General features: G+C 71.7%; 22 protein-coding genes. 9 read left to right on the top strand and 13 right to left on the bottom strand.

Annotated features, from left to right (window positions below):
• Nucleotides 1–279: 279 nt before the first annotated feature.
• Nucleotides 280–1,755 (top strand): PAS domain-containing sensor histidine kinase, encoded by a 1,476-nt coding sequence (locus AB0947_RS21740; protein WP_366751977.1) that lies wholly within the window; start codon nt 280–282, stop codon nt 1,753–1,755.
• Between the two features lie 218 nt (nt 1,756–1,973).
• Here the strand turns inward: AB0947_RS21740 and AB0947_RS21735 are convergent, their stop codons facing one another.
• Together AB0947_RS21735 and AB0947_RS21730 are read right to left on the bottom strand one after the other, a co-directional pair.
• Entirely contained in the window at nt 1,974–2,231 is a 258-nt protein-coding gene (locus AB0947_RS21735) for a WhiB family transcriptional regulator (protein ID WP_003992873.1), read from the bottom strand.
• A gap of 321 nt (nt 2,232–2,552) precedes the next feature.
• Nucleotides 2,553–3,521 (bottom strand): diacylglycerol kinase family protein, encoded by a 969-nt coding sequence (locus AB0947_RS21730; protein WP_366751976.1) that lies wholly within the window; start codon nt 3,519–3,521, stop codon nt 2,553–2,555.
• 136 nt (nt 3,522–3,657) lie between these two features.
• On the opposite strand from AB0947_RS21730, the gene AB0947_RS21725 reads away from it, so the two are divergent.
• Nucleotides 3,658–4,119 (top strand): hypothetical protein, encoded by a 462-nt coding sequence (locus AB0947_RS21725; RefSeq protein ID WP_366751975.1) that lies wholly within the window; start codon nt 3,658–3,660, stop codon nt 4,117–4,119.
• Between the two features lie 62 nt (nt 4,120–4,181).
• On the opposite strand, the gene AB0947_RS21720 is transcribed toward AB0947_RS21725, so the two are convergent.
• The 3 genes from AB0947_RS21720 to AB0947_RS21710 form a co-directional block, all read right to left on the bottom strand.
• Nucleotides 4,182–5,291: an RNA polymerase sigma factor SigF gene (locus tag AB0947_RS21720; protein ID WP_366751974.1), complete on the bottom strand. Its 1,110-nt coding sequence runs from the start codon at nt 5,289–5,291 to the stop codon at nt 4,182–4,184.
• 17 nt (nt 5,292–5,308) lie between these two features.
• Nucleotides 5,309–5,725 carry an anti-sigma regulatory factor gene (locus tag AB0947_RS21715; RefSeq protein WP_171152933.1) on the bottom strand — a complete coding sequence of 139 codons (417 nt, stop codon included), beginning with the start codon at nt 5,723–5,725 and terminating at the stop codon, nt 5,309–5,311.
• A gap of 307 nt (nt 5,726–6,032) precedes the next feature.
• Nucleotides 6,033–6,293 (bottom strand): UBP-type zinc finger domain-containing protein, encoded by a 261-nt coding sequence (locus AB0947_RS21710; RefSeq protein WP_132788589.1) that lies wholly within the window; start codon nt 6,291–6,293, stop codon nt 6,033–6,035.
• A gap of 61 nt (nt 6,294–6,354) precedes the next feature.
• On the opposite strand from AB0947_RS21710, the gene AB0947_RS21705 reads away from it, so the two are divergent.
• Complete coding sequence (locus AB0947_RS21705; RefSeq protein WP_366751973.1) at nt 6,355–7,938, top strand: Na+/H+ antiporter; 1,584 nt, start codon at nt 6,355–6,357, stop codon at nt 7,936–7,938.
• On the opposite strand, the gene AB0947_RS21700 is transcribed toward AB0947_RS21705, so the two are convergent.
• Together AB0947_RS21700 and AB0947_RS21695 are read right to left on the bottom strand one after the other, a co-directional pair.
• Nucleotides 7,935–8,855 (bottom strand): pyridoxal-phosphate dependent enzyme, encoded by a 921-nt coding sequence (locus AB0947_RS21700; protein WP_366751972.1) that lies wholly within the window; start codon nt 8,853–8,855, stop codon nt 7,935–7,937. The two genes, AB0947_RS21705 and AB0947_RS21700, sit on opposite strands and share 4 nt — an antisense overlap.
• A gap of 114 nt (nt 8,856–8,969) precedes the next feature.
• Nucleotides 8,970–9,563: an N-acetylmuramoyl-L-alanine amidase gene (locus AB0947_RS21695; protein ID WP_366751971.1), complete on the bottom strand. Its 594-nt coding sequence runs from the start codon at nt 9,561–9,563 to the stop codon at nt 8,970–8,972.
• A 298-nt stretch (nt 9,564–9,861) separates the two neighbouring features.
• Between AB0947_RS21695 and AB0947_RS21690 the strand changes: the two genes are divergently transcribed.
• The 4 genes from AB0947_RS21690 to AB0947_RS21675 all read left to right on the top strand — a co-directional run bounded on the left by AB0947_RS21690 (nt 9,862) and on the right by AB0947_RS21675 (nt 13,394).
• Complete coding sequence (locus AB0947_RS21690; protein WP_366751970.1) at nt 9,862–11,268, top strand: family 2B encapsulin nanocompartment shell protein; 1,407 nt, start codon at nt 9,862–9,864, stop codon at nt 11,266–11,268.
• A gap of 112 nt (nt 11,269–11,380) precedes the next feature.
• Nucleotides 11,381–12,526: a family 2 encapsulin nanocompartment cargo protein polyprenyl transferase gene (locus AB0947_RS21685; protein WP_366751969.1), complete on the top strand. Its 1,146-nt coding sequence runs from the start codon at nt 11,381–11,383 to the stop codon at nt 12,524–12,526.
• A gap of 202 nt (nt 12,527–12,728) precedes the next feature.
• Nucleotides 12,729–12,983, top strand: a complete 255-nt coding sequence (locus AB0947_RS21680) for a hypothetical protein (RefSeq protein ID WP_366751968.1) — start codon at nt 12,729–12,731, stop codon at nt 12,981–12,983.
• Between the two features lie 36 nt (nt 12,984–13,019).
• Nucleotides 13,020–13,394, top strand: coding sequence for a DUF952 domain-containing protein (locus AB0947_RS21675; RefSeq protein ID WP_366751967.1), 375 nt, complete (start codon nt 13,020–13,022; stop codon nt 13,392–13,394).
• 66 nt (nt 13,395–13,460) lie between these two features.
• Here AB0947_RS21675 and AB0947_RS21670 read toward each other — a convergent pair whose 3' ends face one another.
• From AB0947_RS21670 to sodN, 3 genes are all read right to left on the bottom strand, one after another.
• A complete protein-coding gene (locus AB0947_RS21670) occupies nt 13,461–13,877 on the bottom strand; it encodes a VOC family protein (RefSeq protein ID WP_366751966.1) in 417 nt (138 codons plus the stop codon).
• A gap of 35 nt (nt 13,878–13,912) precedes the next feature.
• Nucleotides 13,913–14,314, bottom strand: coding sequence for a helix-turn-helix transcriptional regulator (locus AB0947_RS21665; RefSeq protein WP_014674927.1), 402 nt, complete (start codon nt 14,312–14,314; stop codon nt 13,913–13,915).
• A gap of 152 nt (nt 14,315–14,466) precedes the next feature.
• Complete coding sequence (gene sodN / locus AB0947_RS21660) at nt 14,467–14,862, bottom strand: superoxide dismutase, Ni (protein ID WP_046418451.1); 396 nt, start codon at nt 14,860–14,862, stop codon at nt 14,467–14,469.
• A gap of 145 nt (nt 14,863–15,007) precedes the next feature.
• On the opposite strand from sodN, the gene sodX reads away from it, so the two are divergent.
• Nucleotides 15,008–15,442, top strand: coding sequence for a nickel-type superoxide dismutase maturation protease (gene sodX, locus AB0947_RS21655; protein WP_366752079.1), 435 nt, complete (start codon nt 15,008–15,010; stop codon nt 15,440–15,442).
• Here the strand turns inward: sodX and AB0947_RS21650 are convergent.
• The gene (locus AB0947_RS21650) at nt 15,346–15,975 is read right to left on the bottom strand and encodes a CGNR zinc finger domain-containing protein (protein WP_132788601.1); all 630 of its coding nucleotides are present in this window, start codon (nt 15,973–15,975) and stop codon (nt 15,346–15,348) included. The two genes, sodX and AB0947_RS21650, sit on opposite strands and share 97 nt — an antisense overlap.
• Before the next feature lie 101 nt (nt 15,976–16,076).
• On the opposite strand from AB0947_RS21650, the gene AB0947_RS21645 reads away from it, so the two are divergent.
• Nucleotides 16,077–16,835: a class I SAM-dependent methyltransferase gene (locus tag AB0947_RS21645; RefSeq protein WP_366751965.1), complete on the top strand. Its 759-nt coding sequence runs from the start codon at nt 16,077–16,079 to the stop codon at nt 16,833–16,835.
• A 164-nt stretch (nt 16,836–16,999) separates the two neighbouring features.
• On the opposite strand, the gene AB0947_RS21640 is transcribed toward AB0947_RS21645, so the two are convergent.
• Both AB0947_RS21640 and AB0947_RS21635 read right to left on the bottom strand, forming a co-directional pair.
• A complete protein-coding gene (locus tag AB0947_RS21640; protein WP_366752078.1) occupies nt 17,000–17,752 on the bottom strand; it encodes an amino acid ABC transporter ATP-binding protein in 753 nt (250 codons plus the stop codon).
• Between the two features lie 50 nt (nt 17,753–17,802).
• The gene (locus tag AB0947_RS21635) at nt 17,803–18,738 is read right to left on the bottom strand and encodes an amino acid ABC transporter permease (RefSeq protein WP_366751964.1); all 936 of its coding nucleotides are present in this window, start codon (nt 18,736–18,738) and stop codon (nt 17,803–17,805) included.
• Nucleotides 18,739–18,748 lie beyond the last annotated feature (10 nt).

Genomic DNA, 18,748 nt, shown 5'->3' with positions numbered 1-18,748 from the left:
CGGCGCGGACGCCTCCACACCATGGACACGCCGTCGTGGTCTAGTCCACAATCGAGAACAGCACGCTTCCGCCCTCCCCGCACAGGAAGGCGGATCGAGGAACCGGCGCTCTCTGCCCTGACTGCCCCGGCTCCTCGGCCTTCGGCCGACCGGGACCGCACACCCCACGGCCGATGATGCTCCGGGCTGCGGTGCCGGGAGGGTTGAGGGTCCCTTCCAGGCGCCGCGGCCCGCGGGTGTTTTTCGGCCACCCGCGAGGCCCCGGGTACGCTCGCAGACGTGCCCTCCATGAACGAACTCGTACGCCAGCACACCGCCCTCGACGACTCCGACCTCGAGTGGCTCCACCTGCTGGTCTCGGAGTGGCAGCTGCTCTCCGACCTCTCCTTCGCCGACCTGGTGCTGTGGGTCCCCACCCGGGACGGCACCCGGTACGTCTCGGTCGCCCAGATGCGCCCCAACACCGGCCCGACCTCCTACCAGGACGACATGGTCGGCCACCTGGTGCCGCGCGGCCGGCGGCCCATGCTGGACGCGGCCCTGGACGAGGGCCGGATCGTGCGCGAGGGCGACCCGGAGTGGCGCGAAGAGGTGCCCGTACGGGTCGAGTCCATCCCCGTACGGCGTGAGGGCCGCGTCCTCGGCGTGATCGCCCGGAACACCAACCTGCTCACCGTGCGCACCCCCAGCCGCCTGGAGCTGACCTACCTCCAGAGCGCCTCCGACCTCGCGCAGATGATCGCGGCCGGCGCCTTCCCGTTCCCGAACCAGCAGGTCGACATGGACGCCTCCCCGCGCGTCGGCGACGGCCTGATCCGGCTCGACGCGGACGGCATCGTCCAGTACGCCTCCCCGAACGCCCTGTCCGCCTACCACCGGCTCGGCCTCGCCGCCGACCTCGTCGGCCACCACCTCGGCCAGACGACCGCCGAACTCGCCCCGACCCGGGGGCCGGTGGACGAGGCACTGGCCAAGGTGGCCAGCGGCTGGGCACCGCGCGAGTTCGAGATCGAGGCACACGACGGGGTCATCCAGTTCCGGGCCATCCCGCTCAAACCCAAGGGCACGCGCATCGGTTCGCTCGTGCTGCTCCGGGACGTCACCGAACTGCGGCGCCGCGAGCGCGAGTTGATCACCAAGGACGCCACCATCCGGGAGATCCACCACCGGGTGAAGAACAACCTCCAGACGGTCGCCGCGCTGCTCCGGCTCCAGGCCCGGCGCATCGAGTCCGAACGCGGCCGGGAGGCCCTGGAGGAGGCGGTCCGCCGGGTCGGCTCCATCGCGATCGTGCATGAGACGCTGTCTCAGAACCTGGACGAACGCGTGGAGTTCGACGAGATCGCCGACCGGGTGCTGGCGATGGTCGCCGAGATCTCGCCGGGCAAGGTGACCGGCCGGCGCAGCGGACGGTTCGGCATACTCGACGCCGAGGTCGCCACCCCGCTGTCCATGGTCCTCACCGAGGTCCTGCAGAACGCCCTGGAACACGGTTTCCGCGAGGGCGACACCGGCACGGTCGAGGTGTCCGCGGTGCGCGGCGGCACCACCAAGGAGGCCCGGCTGCTGGTCACCGTCCAGGACGACGGGGTCGGCCTGCCCGAGGGCTTCGACCCGCACCGCTCGGGCAACCTCGGCCTGCAGATCGTGCGGACGCTGGTGGAGGGCGAGTTGGGCGGCTCGTTCGACATGGTGCCGGCGCCGGAGCGCGGGACGCGGGTGATTCTCGACATCCCGGTGCGGGCCCAGAAGTGAACCGACGGACCCGGCGCGGCAAAAAGCCCCGGACCTTCTTCGGTCCGGGGCTGTCGCTCGTTGCTGCTTTGCTTCTCTTGCGATGGGGGTCCCCCCGGCTCGAGCGTAGCCGAGAGTTGGGGGAGCATCGGGGGAACTGCGCGCTGCGGCTCGGGGGCGGGAGATGCGTACGTGCTGTGCGCGCCGCCAAGCTCAGGCTGTCAGCAGGGGTGGGTATGTCAGGCGGAGGCCTGACGAGCCCGGTTGCGGGCGGCGCGGCGCTTCATGGCGCGGCGCTCGTCCTCGCTGAGACCACCCCAGACGCCGGAGTCCTGACCGGACTCGAGCGCCCACTGCAGACACTGCTCGATCACCGGGCAGCGACGGCAGACGGCCTTGGCTTCCTCGATCTGCAGCAGCGCAGGACCGGTGTTGCCGATGGGGAAGAAGAGCTCGGGGTCTTCCTCGCGGCAAACGGCGTTGTGACGCCAGTCCATGGCTGCTACCTCTCCTTGGTATTACGTGCAAGTTGCTTGTGAATGTGAACGCTTTCACGAATCCCTCAACAAGTGAAGGGCCGACCGCCGGGTCTTCACCCGGCGTGGTCCTGTGTTTGAAGAGGGGTTCTGGTGATCAGCGGAGGCCGGTGTTGCGGGCCGTCCCGATCGCCACGTAGAGACTCGCAAACCTCAGCGGCGGATACAACCCCTTCCGGAAGATTTTTTTTGATTCCTCGGTGTCGGCTAGGTCACAGCCGTACTTCCATGGGGTGGACCCTGGCCTAAACGTTCGAGTGAAAGGACTTTCGCCTGTTCCGCTCACACAATCACACGCAGTGCACGGCGTACGCCTGTGAACGTCACGCTCGTACGCAGCCCCAGATGGTCACCGTCCATCTGGAGGGGCAGGGGCACCTTCGAATGCAAGGTGAACTGGTCCAGGTCGTGCAGGGAGACGGCGTGCCTCCCCTGCGGTCCCCGCTCGGGGGACGAAGTGAGCAACTGGGTGCCATACCGGGCAACCGCGGCGGTGGACAGCCGGCTGAGACCGAGCACGTCGATGCCCGTATCGAACGAGGCCTTAGGCGACGTGTACATCGGGCGATTGCCGAGATACGTCCACGGGGACGTGTTCGAGACTATGGCGACGACCAGGTCCTCGATCGGGTCCGCGCCGGGCTGTTCGAGCGTGATCGTGCCGTGCCGGCGGTTCGGCTCACCGAGGAACTGCCGGACCACCTGACGGACGTACAACGCGTGCGTCGACTTCTTCCCGCGCTCGCGCTGCTGCTCGACCCGGCCCACCACCCCCGCGTCGAAGCCGAGTCCGGCGTTGAAGGTGAACCAGCGGGCCGGCACCGCCTCGTCCTCGGTGCCGGGCGTGCCCGAGGTCAGGCCGAGGCCGACGACCCGCTCGGTGCCGTCGCGCAGCGCGTCCAGCAGGGCCCCGGTGGCCTCGACGGGGTCGTTGGGCAGGCCCAGCGCGCGGGCGAAGACGTTCGTGGAGCCGCCCGGGACCACGGCGAGACCGGGGAGGCGGTCCGGGGCGGGACCGGCGTGCAGGAGGCCGTTGACGACCTCGTTGACCGTGCCGTCGCCGCCGAGCGCCACCACCAGGTCGATGTCGTCGCTCTCCGCCGCCTGCCGGCCGAGGTCGCGAGCGTGGCCGCGGTACTCGGTGGTGACCGCCTCCAGCTTCATCTCGCTGGCCAGCGCATGGATCAGGACGTCACGTCTGCGTGCGCTTGTGGTGGTTGCCGCCGGATTGACCACGAGAAGTGCACGCATGGATGGCAGCGTACCTACTGGGGGGTACTCGGCCCAGACCGAGTTAGGGATCCGGTAAGAGACCGGGGCGTGAGCCTGGACACTCGCGGGCGCGGGGCGCGGCAGCGCGCCGGAGGGGGAGGGCTACCCTGCTGGGGTGAGCAGTCAGCAGAATCCCGCCCCGCACACCGCCGAAGCCGCCACGGCCGACCCGGCCGCCGGGCCGCGCCCGCGCCGGCTGACGTACGCGGCGGTGCTGGCCGCGCTGGAGGGCACGGCGCTGGTGGCCGGCGGCCTGTGGGTGCTGGTGCTCGGGCTCACCGGTGACCCGGACGACCGGCAGCAGGCCGTGACCCTGGGGATCACCCTGGTCGTCCTCGCGCTGCTGCCACTGCTCGCCGCGCGCGGTCTGCTGCTGCGGCGCGGCTGGAGCCGGGGGCCCGCGCTGATCACCCAGCTCATGGCCCTGCCCGTGGCCTACAACCTGCTCCGGGCCGACAGCTTGGCCATTCCGGCCGGTATCGCGCTCGGGCTCGTCGCCGTGGCGGCGCTGGTGCTGCTCGTCAACGGCGAGACGACCCGGGCCCTCGGGATCAAGGGACCGGGCCGGGGCGAGTAGGGCTCACCGGGCGGGGCCGGCCGCGCCACACGGGGCCGCGCCGAGCGGGGCCCACCGCACGCTCACTCCTCCACGAGGAGCTTCTCGCGGAGCTGGGCCAGCGTGCGGGCCAGCAGGCGCGAGACGTGCATCTGGGAGATGCCGACCTCCTGCGCGATCTGCGACTGGGTCATGTTGCCGAAGAAGCGCAGCAGCAGAATCCGCTTCTCGCGCGGCGGAAGGTCCTCCAGCAGCGGCTTGAGGGACTCGCGGTACTCCACGCCCTCCAGCGCCTCGTCCTCGGCGCCCAGGGTGTCGGCGACCGCCGGTGACTCGTCGTCGGTGTCGGGGACGTCCAGGGACAGCGTGGAGTACGCGTTCGCGGACTCCAGGCCCTCCAGGACCTCCTCCTCGGAGATGGCGAGCTTCTCGGCCAGCTCGTGGACCGTCGGGGAACGGCCGTGCAGCTGGGACAGCTCGGCCGTCGCGGTGGTCAGCGCGAGCCGCAGCTCCTGGAGCCGGCGCGGCACGCGGACCGCCCAGCCCTTGTCGCGGAAGTGCCGCTTGATCTCGCCGACGACGGTCGGTGTGGCGTAGGTGGAGAACTCCACGCCACGCTCGGGGTCGAACCGGTCGACGGACTTGATGAGACCGATGGTGGCGACCTGGGTGAGGTCGTCCAGCGGCTCGCCGCGGTTGCGGAACCGGCGTGCCAGGTGCTCCACGAGCGGCAGGTGCATACGGACCAGCTGGTTGCGCAGCTCCGCGTACTCCGTGCTGCCTTCCGGCAGCGCGCGCAGCTCGACGAACTTCGCCCGCGCCCCGCTGCGGTCCGGGGCGTCGTGCTGCACGGCCTGTACGGCCTCCGTGCCCAGCGCGTCGTCCTCGGCGTATCGCTCGTGCTCGCTCATCGTCCCGCCCGTAGCCCTTCCCCGAGCCCTGGCCCCCGCGCGGACGGCGGGTCCGGCGCCGCCGCGCGCCTTCGGCGGCGTGCCCGTGGCACCGTCACCGCCGACCGGCGCGGAGTCGTCCTCCGGGTGCGGTCTGGCCTGCTCGGGGATGCCGTCGATGCCGTCCGCCATGCGCCGGGAACCGTCCCGGGGGCCTGCCCCGGCGGTCTCGGCGTCGCCCGACCAGGAGGCACCCCCGTCCCCGGTCGGCAGCTCCCGTGTGCCGCGCTCTTCGTCCCGCACCGGCCCGTCCCCGTTCCTCACGCCGGCCCGGGGCCGGCGCCACGCTGTTTGTAGAGACTGATCGACACCGTCTTGTCCTCGTCCACGGCGGACGAGACCTTGCCCGCGAGGGCCGACAGCACGGTCCAGGCGAAAGTGTCCCGCGAGGGGGCGTGGCCGTCCGTGGTCGGCGCCGACACCGTGACTTCCAGCGAGTCGTCGACGAGCCGGAAGACACAGCTGAGCACCGAGCCGGGCACGGCTTGCTGGAGCAGGATCGCGCAGGCCTCGTCCACGGCGATGCGCAGGTCCTCGATCTCGTCCAGGGTGAAGTCCAAGCGGGCCGCGAGACCGGCCGTGGCCGTCCGCAGCACCGACAGGTAGGCACCCGCAGCCGGCAGCCGGACTTCCACGAAGTCCTGGTTCGACGCGGGCTCGCCTGCGATCTGGGACACCCTCACCTCCATGGTGGTACAAGCTTTACGGGGCCGAGGGTCGCCCCCCGGGGTAACGCGTGAGTGGTTCAAGCGGTGACGCTATCGCGCTCCGAACGTTTCTGTCCCCGGGACCCCAACCCCCTGGCGTCACTCACAGTAAAGCTGTGGATACGCTCCGTGTCTAGGGGGTTCGCGGGCCCAAATGGGAAGAGCGCGCGCCGGGTTGACGTACCCAGACGTCAGACGCTCGAACCGTCGTGCGGCAGCCGCCGCATGCAGTGTCACACGAGAACGCGGTCGGACGGGACGCTCCGGGGGAGAACGCTCAGACGAGTACGTGGTCCACGAAGCACCACCGCCAGTCCTCGCCGGGCTCGAACGTCCGCATCACCGGGTGACCGGACTGCGCGTGGTGCTCCGTCGCGTGCCGTCCCGGCGAGGAATCGCAGCAGCCGACGTGGCCGCAGGTGAGGCACAGTCGCAGCTGGACCGGGTTCGTGCCGTCCCGCAGGCACTCCGGACAGGTCTCGTCGAGCGGCTCCGGTTCGGGGTGCGGCAGCGCGTCGGCGTGCGTGCACTGTTTCATGATTGCCAGATTACGACGGTTGTGCGGGTTGCCGCGCGAAAGATGAGGGTGGGCGAGGACCATGGACGTGATGCCGCTGCTGTTGCTGGTGGCGGGCAGTGCCGTGGTGGCCGCGGCGGCGCGGCGCACCCCGGCGCCGGCGCCCCTGCTGCTGGTCGCGGTCGGTCTGGCGGTCTCCTACATCCCGGGCGTGCCGTCCTACACCCTCGATCCGCACATCGTCCTGCCGCTGCTGCTGCCCCCGCTGCTGTACACGTCGGCGAGCGACAGCTCCTACCTCGGCCTGCGGGCGCAGATGCGGCCGGTGGCGCTGCTCTCGGTCGGATACGTGCTCTTCGCGACCGTCGTGGTCGGCTGGGCCGCGTACATGATCATCCCCGGTCTTTCGCTGACCGCCGCGCTGGTGCTGGGCGCGGTGGTGGCACCGCCGGACGCGGTCGCCGCCACGGCGGTCGCGCGCCGGGTGGGCCTGCCGTCCCGGATCACCACCGTCCTCCAGGGCGAGTCCCTGCTGAACGACGCCACGGCGATCACCGCCTACAAGGTGGCGCTCGGCGCCGCCGTCGGGGAGGGGGCCACCTGGGCGGGCGGCATCCGTGAGTTCGCGCTCGCCGCGGTCGGCGGTGTCGGGATCGGTCTGGTCCTCATGGCGCCCCTGCACTGGCTGCGCACCCACCTGACCGAGCCCCTCCTGCAGAACACGCTCTCCCTGCTCATCCCGTTCGTCGCCTACGGGGTCGCCGAGCAGGCGCACGCCTCCGGGGTGCTCGCGGTGGTGGTCGTCGCCCTCTACCTCGGCCACCGCGCGTGGGAGGTCGACTTCGCCACCCGCCTCCAGGAGGGCGCGGTGTGGAAGATGGTCGCCTTCGTACTGGAGTCCGCGGTGTTCGCCCTGATCGGCCTGCAGCTGCCGATCGTCCTGAAACGGCTCGGGGAGTACGAGGGCGTCTCCGCCGCCTGGTACGCGGTCGCCGTCTTCCTGGTCGTGGTGGTGGCCCGGTTCGTCTGGGTCTACCCGGCCACCTTCCTGCCCCGCGTCCTGTCGAAGCGTGTCGCGCAGCGCGAACAGAACCCCACCTGGCGGGGTGCGATGGTCACCTCGTGGGCCGGCATGCGCGGTGTCGTCTCCCTGGCCATCGCCTTCGCCGTCCCGCCGGCCATGCCCGCCGGTCCGCGCAACCTGATCCTCTTCCTGACCTTCACCACCGTCATCGGCACCCTCGTCGTGCAGGGCGTGACGCTGCCGCCGCTGATCCGGCTGCTGAAGTTCCCCGGCCGCGACCGGCAGGCCGAGACGCTCGCCGAGGCCAACGCCCAGGCCCAGGCCTCCCGGGCCGCCGAGGCCCGGCTCGACGAACTCCTCGCCGACGAGCGCAACACGCTGCCCGAGCCCCTCGCCGACCGGCTCCGCATGGTCCTGGAGCGCCGCCGCAACGCCGTCTGGGAACGCCTCGGGCAGGTCAACCCGATCACCGGCGAGTCCGTCGACGACACCTACCGGCGGCTGTCCCGCGAGATGATCGGCGCCGAGCGCGAGGTCTTCGTCAGGCTCCGCGACCTGCGCTACATCGACGACGAGATGCTGCGCGCCCTGCTCAGACGCCTGGACCTGGAGGAGGCGGCGGCCTACCGGGAGGCCGGTTAGCGCTCCGGGGCGGCCGGCGCGGGTTCCGGGAACGGCCGTCCGGTGACGACGGCGGCGATCGTCGTCCCGCGCGCGAAGGCGTCCTCCTCCGCCAGGGCGGCCAGTCCGAACAGCAACTTGGCGACATAGAGACGCTCCACGGCCAGCCCGTGCCGCTGTTCGAAGTCCTGTGCGAACGCCTCCAGTCCCGGTGTCGTCCGGGCGTAACCGCCGCAGTGGAAGCGGTCGTCCAGGGACCAGGTGCCGCTGCGGGCGCCGAAGGCACGTTCCTGCAACGCCTGTACGTCGGCCCCGAGGAAGCCGCCCTTGAGGACCGGTACGCCGAGCGCGCGCTGGCCGGCCGCGAGTCCGGCGGCGAGGCCGGCGAGGGTGCCGCCGGTGCCGCAGGCGACCGCGACGACGTCGGCCCGGCCGCGCAGCTCCGTGCCGAGGGCGCGGCAGCCGCGTACCGCCTCGGCGTTGCTGCCGCCCTCGGGCACGACGTACGCGTCCTCGGCGCCGGCCGCGCGCAGGATCCGGGCCAGGGTCTCCGGCTCGGTCTTGCGGCGATATGTCGATCTGTCGATGAAGTGCAGCCGCATGCCGTCGGCCGCGCACCGGGCCAGGGACGGGTTGAGGGGGCGGCCGGCCAGTTCGTGGCCGCGGACCACGCCCGTGGTCGGCAGGCCCAGCAGGCGGCCCGCGGCGGCGGTGGCCCGCAGGTGGTTGGAGTAGGCCCCGCCGAAGGTGACCAGGGCGCGACCCCGGGCCGCCGCGATGTTGGGCACCAGCTTGCGCCACTTGTTGCCGATCAACTGCGGGTGGACGAGGTCGTCCCGCTTGAGCAGCAGCCGGAGCCCGCGGCGCTCGAACCGGGCGTCCCGCACCTCGTGCAGGGGCGAGGGGAGGCGGGGGCTGAGCGGGCCGGGGCTGGTCACGGCTTCATTGTCGCCGGTACGGCGGCCGGGCGGGGGCGGGGCCGCCCACCGACCCCACACCGGCATCGGCGGCCGACCACCAGCCAGCCGCGTCACCAACCCCGGACGGCACACCTAGTCCTTCAGCCGTTCCCGCACCCGCTCCCGCAGCCAGGACATCTCGAAGCCCCGGGGATCCACCTTCCCCGGCTGCCACTCGCGGTGGCCGATGACCGACCGTTCCGTCCACCCGTGGTGCCGGCACACCGCGGCGGCGACCCGTTCGACCGCCTCCAGCTGTGCGTCCGGCCAGGGATCCTCCCCGTCGCCGAGGTTCTCGCACTCGAAGCCGTAGAAGTGCCGGTTGCCGTCGGTGTTCGCCTCGTTGTCCGGCGGCAGCCCCTTCTCGGCGATCACCGCGCGCAGCACCTCGTCGTCCCCGAGGCCGGCGTGGTTGGCGCGGCCGTAGCCGACCAGGTGGACCGTGCCGTCCTTGGTGATCACACCGTGGCACAGCGGCCCCGGCAGGTCCGGGTGACCGTCCCGGCACAGCTCCACCGTGCGCGCACCGCCCCTGGTCACCGTGTGGTGGATCATCACGCCGTGGACCGGCCCCCAGGGGCCCTTGTGATTGCGGTTGTGGTTCCGCCAGTCGCCGACCTCGACGACCGTGACGCCCTCCGCCCTGAGCGCGTCCAGGAAACCGCTCGCCGACATGGGTGGGGCCATGCCCGACTCCTTCGTGCCGTGCCCGTGCGGCCGCCGGTCGCGGCCACGGGATGTCCTGCCCGCTTCTACCGAAACCGGACGTCCCGTGACACATCGTTCGTATGGTGTGCGAGCCGATCCGGACAGACGGGGCATGCCCCGCGGGCCGCGGCGAGGCCCCCCACCGTGCCCACTAATCCGATGATCCATTCCCGCTCTTTCGGGTAATGGCGCGTACACGCACTGTGCTGGGACGCTCGATGCGAGACCGGTGCCCGGCGCACTTCGGTACCGGGCATACATGGGAGGGCATTTCTCTATGTCGGTAGGCGAAGAGGTCCGCACGGATCAGGGCAGGCCGCAGCAGTCCCTCGGGACGGCGGCCGCGCGGAACCTGGCCACCACCACCAAGTCCGTTCCGCAGATGCAGGAGATCAGCTCCCGCTGGCTGCTGCGCACGCTTCCCTGGGTGGACGTCCAGGGCGGCACGTACCGGGTGAACCGGCGTCTGACGTACGCCGTCGGCGACGGCCGGATCACCTTCGTGAAGACCGGCAACCAGGTGGAGGTCATCCCGAACGAGCTGGGCGAGCTGCCGGCCCTGCGGTCGTACCAGGACGAGGAGGTGCTGTCCGAACTGGCCCGCCGCTGCCGGCAGCGCGACTTCGCGCCCGGCGAGGTGATCGCCGACTTCGGCAACCAGGCGGACGAGGTCTACCTGCTCGCCCACGGCCGGGTGGAGAAGGTCAGCACGGGTCCCTACGGCGACGACGCCGTCCTCGGTGTCCTCGCCGACGGCGCCTACTTCGGCGACCAGGCGCTGGTCGACCCGGAGGCGATCTGGGAGTACACCGTCCGCGCGGACACCTCGACCACGGTGCTGATCCTCAGCCGCCAGGACTTCCAGCAGGTCGCGGAACGCTCCGACTCGCTGCGCGCGCACCTGGAACGGCTGCGCTCGATCCCCGCGCAGCGGACCAACAAGTACGGGGAGAAGGAGGTCGAGCTGGCGGCCGGCCACTCCGGCGAGCCCGACATCCCGCACACCTTCGTGGACTACGAGCCGCGGCCGCGCGAGTACGAACTGAGCATCGCCCAGACCGTGCTGCGCATCCACTCGCGCGTGGCCGACCTCTACAACCAGCCGATGAACCAGACCGAGCAGCAGCTGCGGCTCACGGTCGAGGCGCTGAAGGAGCGCCAGGAGCACGAGCTGGTGAACAACCCGGAGTTCGGTCTGCTCAGCAACTGCGAGTACGACCAGCGGATCCAGCCGCACGACGGCGTGCCGAGCCCGGACGACCTGGACGAGCTGCTCAGCCGCCGCCGCGGCACCAAGCTCCTGCTCGCCCACCCGCGCGCCATCGCCGCGATCGGGCGCGAGCTGAACAAGCGGGGACTGGTCCCGGAGACCATCGACATCGCCGGCAACCGCATCCCCACCTGGCGCGGCGTGCCGATCTACCCGTGCAACAAGATCCCGATCAGCGAGGCCCGTACGACCTCGATCATCGCCATGCGTACCGGCGAGGCCGACCAGGGCGTCATCGGCCTCAGGCAGTCCGGCATCCCGGACGAGATCGAGCCGAGCCTGTCCGTCCGGTTCATGGGCATCAACGAGCAGGCCATCATCAAGTACCTGGTGACGGCGTACTACTCGGCCGCGGTCCTGGTGCCCGACGCGCTCGGCGTGCTGGAGAACGTCGAGATCGGCCGATGGAGGTGACGTTTCCGCACGTCGCGGCCGTGTCCCCGCCCTCCGGGGCGGGTAGGCCCTCGGGGTACGCGTCCGGCCGGGCCGGTGACGACGTACTCCGCGGTCCTGGTGAGGGGGAGGCATGGCCGAGTTCATGACGGAGACCGAACAGCGTTCCTCCGGGGTGCCGCGTCCCGGCACCCCGGGGGAGCCACCGCAGAAGGCCGGGGGCGGCGGCGCCGGTCCGCTCGAAGGGCACGAGGCGGCGGCCCAGCTGGAGCGCGCCCGGAAGCTGGTCGACCCGGAGCTGCGCGCGGCCGTGGGATCGCTGCCCGCCTCCATGTGCCGGATCGCGAGCTACCACTTCGGCTGGCAGCACGCCGACGGCACCCCGACGGCGGGCAACGCGGGCAAGGCGATCAGACCCGCGCTCGTGCTGGCGGCCGCCGCCGCGCTCGGCGGTCCGGCGGCCCGGGGGGCGGCCGTCCGGGCGGCGGCGGCGGTCGAACTGGTCCACAACTTCACGCTGTTGCACGACGACGTGATGGACCGGGACACCACCCGCCGCCACCGGCCGACGGCGTGGACCGTGTTCGGCGACGCCGACGCGATCCTCGCCGGGGACGCCCTCCAGGCGCTGGCCCTGCGGCTGCTCGCCGAGGATCCGCACCCGGCCTCCGTGCCGGCCGCGGCCCGGCTCGCGGCCTGTGTCGTGGAGCTGTGCGAGGGCCAGCACGCCGACACCGATCTGGAGCGGTGCGCGCCGGACGCGGTCACCCTGGACGAGGTGCTCGCGATGGCCGAGGCCAAGACCGGCGCCCTGCTGGGCTGTGCCTGCGCGCTCGGCGCGCTGTACGCGGGCGCGGGTGAGGAGGAGGTGGCCGCGCTCGACGGCTTCGGCCGGCAGGCCGGGCTCGCCTTCCAGCTCATCGACGACGTCATCGGCATATGGGGCGACCCGCGGCACACCGGCAAGCCGGCCGGCGCGGATCTCGCCGCCCGCAAGAAGTCCCTGCCGGTGGTGGCGGCGCTCACCTCCGGCACCCCGGCGGCGGCCGAGCTCGCCGCGCTGTACGGGACGCCGTACCGCGAGGAGGAGGCGGAGGCCGGGGAGATCGCGCGTACGGCGCTGGCGGTGGAGCGGGCCGGCGGCCGGGACTGGGCGCAGGCCGAGGCAGCAGACCGGATGGCCCGGGCCATGCAGGAGCTGGCCCGCGCGGTCCCCGATCCGGCGGCGGCGGGCGGTCTGCTGGCGCTCGCCGAGTTCGTGACCCGGCGCACCAGCTGAGGGCCGCCCGTCCCGGCGGCCGAGCAGAACCCGGAGCCCCCGGGCCCGTGCGGCTCCTGACCCCGTGCGGTCATCGGGAGGCTCCGGCCAGGCGGCCCCCGCACACCCCGGACGGTGTGCTGGGGCCGCCGATCCTTCCCCACGGACGTCGGGGCCGTCGCGGGAAGGGGCGCCGAGGGCGCCACCGCTCTACGCTGAGGGCATGGACAGCGAGGACCACGCCTGTCCCGTCTGCGGACAGCCCGTGGAAACGGTCGTCAAGCGGCACAAGACCCTGGGCGCCTGGGTACCGGTCTGGGGCCCCGGGCCCTGCCGGAACCCCGGCTGCGCGACGTACGACGAGACCGGCACCCGGGCCGCCGGGCAGGAGCGTTCCGGCGGTGCGCAGGCCCGGCCGGGCGGCGGCAGCGGTCCGCGGGGCCCGTCGGCGTCGGGCACCGGGAACCGCGACGTCTGAGCGCCCGGGAGGCGGGGGGCGCCGTAGCGTGGGCGCATGCCGAAACTGCCGTACATCCTGCACATCACCGAGCGCTCCCTGTGGGAGGCGGCGCGTGAGCGCGGCGCCTACGAGATGTCCACCAGGGGCCGCACCCTCCAGGACGAGGGCTTCCTCCACTTCTCCACCCGTGAGCAGCTCCCGCGCATCGCCGACTTCCTCTACGGCGGCTACGACGGCCCGGACGAGCTGGTCGTGCTGGTCGTGGACCCGGCGCGGGTCGGCGCTCCGGTGAGGTACGAGTCCGCCGAGCCGGGCGGGGAGGAGTTCCCGCACGTGTACGGGCCCGTACCGTGCGAGGCGGTGGTGGACGTGGAGCCGTGGGAGCGGGACGGTGGGCCGGAGCGGCAGGCGGGGAAGGCGGACCACTGACACACCGACGGTCGCGGTGCCCGTACCGTTCAGCGGGCGGCGTCGGCGCGGAGCCGGCGGGTGGGGTCAGCGCGTGGGACGTTCGATGAAGCGGAGCTGGTTGCCGGCCGGGTCGCGGAAGGCGCAGTCGCGCACCCCGTACGGCTGGTCCATCGGCTCCTGGAGGACGTCGGCGCCGGACTCGCGGACCCGCGCGTACAGCGCGTCGCAGTCGGGCGTGGTGAAGATGACGCCGCGCAGCAGGCCCTTGGCGAGGAGTTCGTTGAGCGCCTGCTTGTCGGCGGGGGAGGCGTCCGGGCTCGCGTCCGGCGGCTCCAGGACGATCTCCACGTCCGGCTGGAGCGGGGAGCCCAGGGTCACCCAGCGCATCCCCTCGAAGCCCACGTCGTTGCGGATCTCCAGGCCGAGCACATCGCGGTAGAAGGCGATGGCCTTGTCGTGGTCGTCCACGGCGAGGAAACACTGCGCGAGTTTCACGTCCATGGACCCACCCTAGAACCGGGGGGCGGGATCGCGCCTCAGTACGGGCGGCGGCGCGGCCGGGTCAGTCTGCGGGCCACACAGGGCGGGATCGCCGCGGTCTCCTCGTGGTCGCGGGCGCGGTAGGCGCTCGGCGTCTCGCCGACCAGCTCGGTGAACCGGGAGCTGAAGGAACCGAGCGAGGTGCAGCCGACGGCGAGGCACACCTCGGTCACGCTGAGGTCGCCCCGGCGCAGCAGGGCCTTGGCCCGCTCGATCCGCCGGGTCATCAGGTAGCCGTACGGCGTCTCCCCGAACGCCTTGCGGAAGCTGCGCTGGAAGTGGCCCGGGGACATGAGGGCGTCACGGGCCAGCTCGGTCATGTCGAGCGGCTCGGCGTACTCGCGGTCCATGCGGTCGCGCACGCGCCGCAGCCGTCTCAGGTCCTCCAGGGCGGTCACCCGCCCAGCTTCGCACGGACCGCGTCACGGAGTGCGGGGAAAAGACCGCACCCGGTCCGCGAGGACGCCGTGGACGGCGGACTGCGGGCCGGGTGCGGGCCGGGGAGGTGCCGCGGTCCGGGGAACCGCGGGTCAGAAGGCGCGGGACGAGCTCAGGCCTTCTTGGTCTCCCAGAAGATCTTGTCGATCTGGGCGATGTAGTCCAGCGCCTTCTGGCCCGTGGCCGGGTCGGTGGACGCCTTGGCGGCCGAGAGGGCCTTCAGGGTGTCGTTGACGAGCTGGTGCAGCTCCGGGTACTTCTCGAAGTGCGGGGCCTTGAAGTAGTCGCTCCAGAGCACGGAGACGTGGTGCTTGGCCAGCTCCGCGCGCTGCTCCTTGATGATGGTGGCGCGCGCCTGGAAGTGGGGGTCGTCGTTACCGGCCATCTTCTCCTGGACGGCCTTCACCGACTCCGCCTCGATGCGGGCCTGGGCCGGGTCGTACACGCCGCAGGGCAGGTCGCAGTGGGCGCTGACCTTGACCTTGGGGGCAAACAGGCGGGAAAGCATGGAGCATTCCTTCCTCGTGATCGTCTTCTCAGGTGCGACATTACTCCCTGTGGAAGGCGATTTCTCGGGTGCCCCCTAGGGCTTAGGACAAAAGTCCAGGGTGAGACTGAGACTGGTGGAGGAACGGACCGGGGAGGTGCCGGGGATGCCGGAGCTGTCGCAGGAGACCGAACGGGGGAGGGCCGGGGCGCCCTTCGGACTGGCCGAGGTGACCGGCCCGTCCATGGTGCCCACGCTGCACCACGGGGACCAGTTGCTGGTGCGGTACGGAGGGGTGGTCAGGCCCGGGGACGTCGTGGTCCTGCGCCATCCGTTCCAGCAGGACCTGCTCGTCGTCAAGCGGGCCGCGGAGCGGCGCGAGGGCGGCTGGTGGGTGCTCGGCGACAACCCGTACGCGGGCGGGGACAGCACGGACTACGGGGTCGTGCCCGAGGAGCTGATCCTCGGGACGGCCAGGTTCCGCTTCCGTCCGCCGCCGGCCGGTCAGCGCTCGCCGCTCGCGCTGCTGCGCTGGGCGCTCTCGGCGGCGAGGCCGCTGCTGCCCGACCGGTCGGCCTCCAGGCGCTTGCGGGCGCGGTAGGCGGCGACGTTGGCGCGGGTGGCGCAGCGGTCCGAGCAGTAGCGGCGGGAGCGGTTGGTCGAGGTGTCCAGGTAGGCGTTGCGGCACGGGGCGGCCTCGCACAGGCCGAGCCGGTCGACGCCGTACTCGGTGAGGTGGAAGGCCAGGCCCATCGCCGCGATCGCCGCGTAGCCGGCGGTGGCGTTGGACGGGTGGTCGGCCAGGTGCATGTGCCACAGCGGGCGGCCGTCCTCGTCGCGGTGGTCGTGCCCGGAGATCTGCGGGCTGACCGGGAACTCCAGCAGCAGGGAGTTCAGCAGGTCCACGGCCAGGGTCTCGTCGCCCTGGTCGGCGGCCTCGAAGACCCCGCGCAGCCGCGCCCGGACCGAGCGGAAGCGCGTGACGTCGGCGTCGGTGGCGCGGCGGGCCGCCGACGCGTTGTCGCCGAAGAGATCGCGGACGGCCTCGACCGTGGTCAGGGTGTCCCTGCCCCGGGCCGGTTCCTCGCTGTTGACGAGACGTACGGCGTAATCCGAGTAATAGGCCAGTTCCACTTGTAGTCCTTACGGAGGCGCTTTATCGTCGAGTCTGCGGTCGGGGTAACAGCCGGTCGTGCTTCCAGGGTATTACGCGAACCGAGGGGAGTCGGGGTTCCATGACGACGAGTACCGGGACCGACTGTGCGGCTTGGCAGGAGAGCTGGGACCGGCAGCAGGAGTGGTACATGCCGGACCGTGAGGAACGGTTCCGGATCATGCTCGACATGGTCGAGGCCCTCGTGGGCACGGCCCCCCGCGTGCTGGACCTCGCGTGCGGCACCGGCAGCATCACCGCCCGGCTGCTGCGCCGCTTCCCCGACGCCACCAGCACCGGCGTCGACCTCGACCCCGCGCTGCTCGCCATAGCCCGCGGCACCTTCGCCGGCGACGACCGGGTCACGCTGGTGACCGCCGACCTGAAGGACCCCGACTGGCCGGCCGGGCTGCCGTACGACTCCTACGACGCCGTACTGACCGCCACGGCCCTCCACTGGCTGCACAGCGAACCCCTCGCGGCCCTCTACGGTCGGGTCGCGGGGCTGGTCCGCGACGGCGGTGTCTTCATGAACGCGGACCACATGATCGACGACACCACGCCCCGGATCAACGCGGCCGAGCGCGCCCAGCGCCACGCCCGCATGGATCAGGCCAAGCGGGACGGCGCCGTGGACTGGGCCGACTGGTGGCGGCTGGCCGCCCAGGACCCGGTCCTCGCCGAACCGACCGCCCGCCGCTTCGAGATCTACGGCGAACACGCGGACGGCGACACGCCGTCGGCGGCGTGGCACGCGCGCACCCTGCTCGCCCAGGGCTTCACCGAGGCCCGGCCGGTGTGGTGCTCGCCCTCGGACACGCTGCTCCTCGCCGTCAAATAGCCGGCGCGCGGCAGGCGCGAGGGGGGGCAGGCGCGAGGCGGCACGCGCAAGGGGCGGCACGAGAACTCGTACCGCCCCTTCCTCTCGCACGCCTTCGCCGGGGGCGGGCGCCGCGAGGACCGGACCCGCACCCGTCTCGGCGCACCCGCCCCCGAGCGGCAGCCTCAGAGCACCTTGGACAGGAACGACTGCGTCCGCTCGTGCTGCGGGTTCGTCAGGACGTCCCGCGGGTGGCCGGATTCCACCACCACGCCGTCGTCCATGAACACCAGGCTGTCGCCCACCTCGCGGGCGAAGCCCATCTCGTGGGTGACGACGACCATGGTCATGCCGGACTCGGCGAGGTCCCGCATGACGTCCAGGACGTCACCGACCAGCTCCGGGTCCAGGGCCGAGGTCGGCTCGTCGAACAGCATCAGCTTCGGGTCCATCGCCAGCGCCCGGGCGATCGCCACGCGCTGCTGCTGGCCGCCGGAGAGCTGCGAGGGGTAGTGCCCGGCCCGGTCGGCCAGGCCCACGCGCTCCAGCAGCTGCATGGCGCGTTCCCTGGCCTGCGCCCGGTTCGCGCCCTTGACCTGCACCGGCGCCTCCATGACGTTCTCCACGGCCGTCATGTGCGGGAACAGGTTGAAGCGCTGGAAGACCATGCCGATGTCCCGGCGCTTCATCGCGACCTCGCGGTCGCGCAGCTCGTACAGCTTGTCGCCCTGCTGGCGGTAGCCGACCAGCTCGCCGTCGACGTACAGCCGCCCGGCGTTGATCTTCTCCAGGTGGTTGATGCACCGCAGGAAGGTCGACTTGCCGGAGCCGGAGGGGCCGATGAGGCAGAACACCTCGCCCGGCCTGACCTCCAGGTCGATGCCCTTGAGCACCTCGACATGGCCGAAGGACTTGTGGACGTCCTGCGCCTTGACCATCGGGACGGCGCCCTCGGCCGGGGTGCCCTGATCCTTGTTCAGCTTGTCGCTCATGCCATGCCCCCCTTGGGCCGGCCCAGGGAGAGCATGTTGGTCCTCACCTTCTGCCACGGCGTCGGCGGCAGCTGGCGGCTGGAGCCGCGGGCGTAGTACCGCTCGATGTAGTACTGGCCGACGCTCAGCACCGAAGTCATGATCAGGTACCAGGCCGCGGCGAGGAAGTACATCTCCACCGGGGCACCGGAGTTCTGGCCGATGTCCTGGGCGTAGCGGAACAGCTCGGGATACTGGACGGCCGCCACGAGCGAGGTCGTCTTCAGCATGTTGATCACTTCGTTGCCCGTCGGCGGCACGATCACGCGCATCGCCTGCGGGATGACCACCCGGCGCAGCGTCTTGCCGTGGCTCATGCCCAGCGCGTGGGCCGCCTCGGTCTGGCCCTCGTCCACCGCGAGCAGGCCCGCCCGGCAGATCTCGGCCATGTACGCCGCCTCGTTCAGACCCAGGCCGAGCAGCGCCGTCAGCAGCGGCGTCATGAAGTTCGACCAGTAGTCCTTGTAGAACGGCATCAGGTTGATGTACTCGAAGACCAGGCCCAGGTTGAACCAGAGGAAGAGCTGGACCAGGACCGGGGTGCCGCGGAAGAACCAGATGTAGAACCAGGCGATGGACGAGGTCACCGGGTTCTTCGACAGCCGCATCACCGCGAGGACGATGCCGCCGACGATGCCGATCAGCATCGACAGCACCGTCAGCAGGAGGGTCTTGCCGACACCGGTGAGGATGCGGTCGTCGAAGAAGTAGTCCGGCACCGCGTGCCAGTTGATCCGGCCCTGGCCGAACGCGTAGATGATCGCGACGAGGAGCGCGATCGCGATGACGGCGGAGACGTAACGTCCGTAGTGCCGGACCGGGATGGCCTTGATGGCCTCCGCGCCGGCCGGGGGCGTGTCCACCGGCCCCGCCTTCTTGTCGATGTCAGTCACGGGAATTGCC

The organism is Streptomyces sp. NPDC047841, from assembly GCF_040704085.1.
Lineage (GTDB): Bacteria > Actinomycetota > Actinomycetes > Streptomycetales > Streptomycetaceae > Streptomyces > Streptomyces argyrophylli.
This window is presented reverse-complemented; position numbering and strand designations above follow the sequence as displayed.

Coding starts and splice junctions, on each gene's coding strand:
- AB0947_RS21735 (WP_003992873.1), bottom strand. CDS start 2,231: ATGGACTGGCGTCACAACGCCGTTTGCCGCGAGGAAGACCCCGAGCTC.
- AB0947_RS21730 (WP_366751976.1), bottom strand. CDS start 3,521: ATGCGTGCACTTCTCGTGGTCAATCCGGCGGCAACCACCACAAGCGCA.
- AB0947_RS21710 (WP_132788589.1), bottom strand. CDS start 6,293: ATGAAACAGTGCACGCACGCCGACGCGCTGCCGCACCCCGAACCGGAG.
- AB0947_RS21705 (WP_366751973.1), top strand. CDS start 6,355: ATGGACGTGATGCCGCTGCTGTTGCTGGTGGCGGGCAGTGCCGTGGTG.
- AB0947_RS21695 (WP_366751971.1), bottom strand. CDS start 9,563: ATGGCCCCACCCATGTCGGCGAGCGGTTTCCTGGACGCGCTCAGGGCG.
- AB0947_RS21690 (WP_366751970.1), top strand. CDS start 9,862: ATGTCGGTAGGCGAAGAGGTCCGCACGGATCAGGGCAGGCCGCAGCAG.
- AB0947_RS21685 (WP_366751969.1), top strand. CDS start 11,381: ATGGCCGAGTTCATGACGGAGACCGAACAGCGTTCCTCCGGGGTGCCG.
- AB0947_RS21680 (WP_366751968.1), top strand. CDS start 12,729: ATGGACAGCGAGGACCACGCCTGTCCCGTCTGCGGACAGCCCGTGGAA.
- AB0947_RS21675 (WP_366751967.1), top strand. CDS start 13,020: ATGCCGAAACTGCCGTACATCCTGCACATCACCGAGCGCTCCCTGTGG.
- AB0947_RS21670 (WP_366751966.1), bottom strand. CDS start 13,877: ATGGACGTGAAACTCGCGCAGTGTTTCCTCGCCGTGGACGACCACGAC.
- sodN (WP_046418451.1), bottom strand. CDS start 14,862: ATGCTTTCCCGCCTGTTTGCCCCCAAGGTCAAGGTCAGCGCCCACTGC.
- sodX (WP_366752079.1), top strand. CDS start 15,008: ATGCCGGAGCTGTCGCAGGAGACCGAACGGGGGAGGGCCGGGGCGCCC.
- AB0947_RS21645 (WP_366751965.1), top strand. CDS start 16,077: ATGACGACGAGTACCGGGACCGACTGTGCGGCTTGGCAGGAGAGCTGG.
- AB0947_RS21640 (WP_366752078.1), bottom strand. CDS start 17,752: ATGGTCAAGGCGCAGGACGTCCACAAGTCCTTCGGCCATGTCGAGGTG.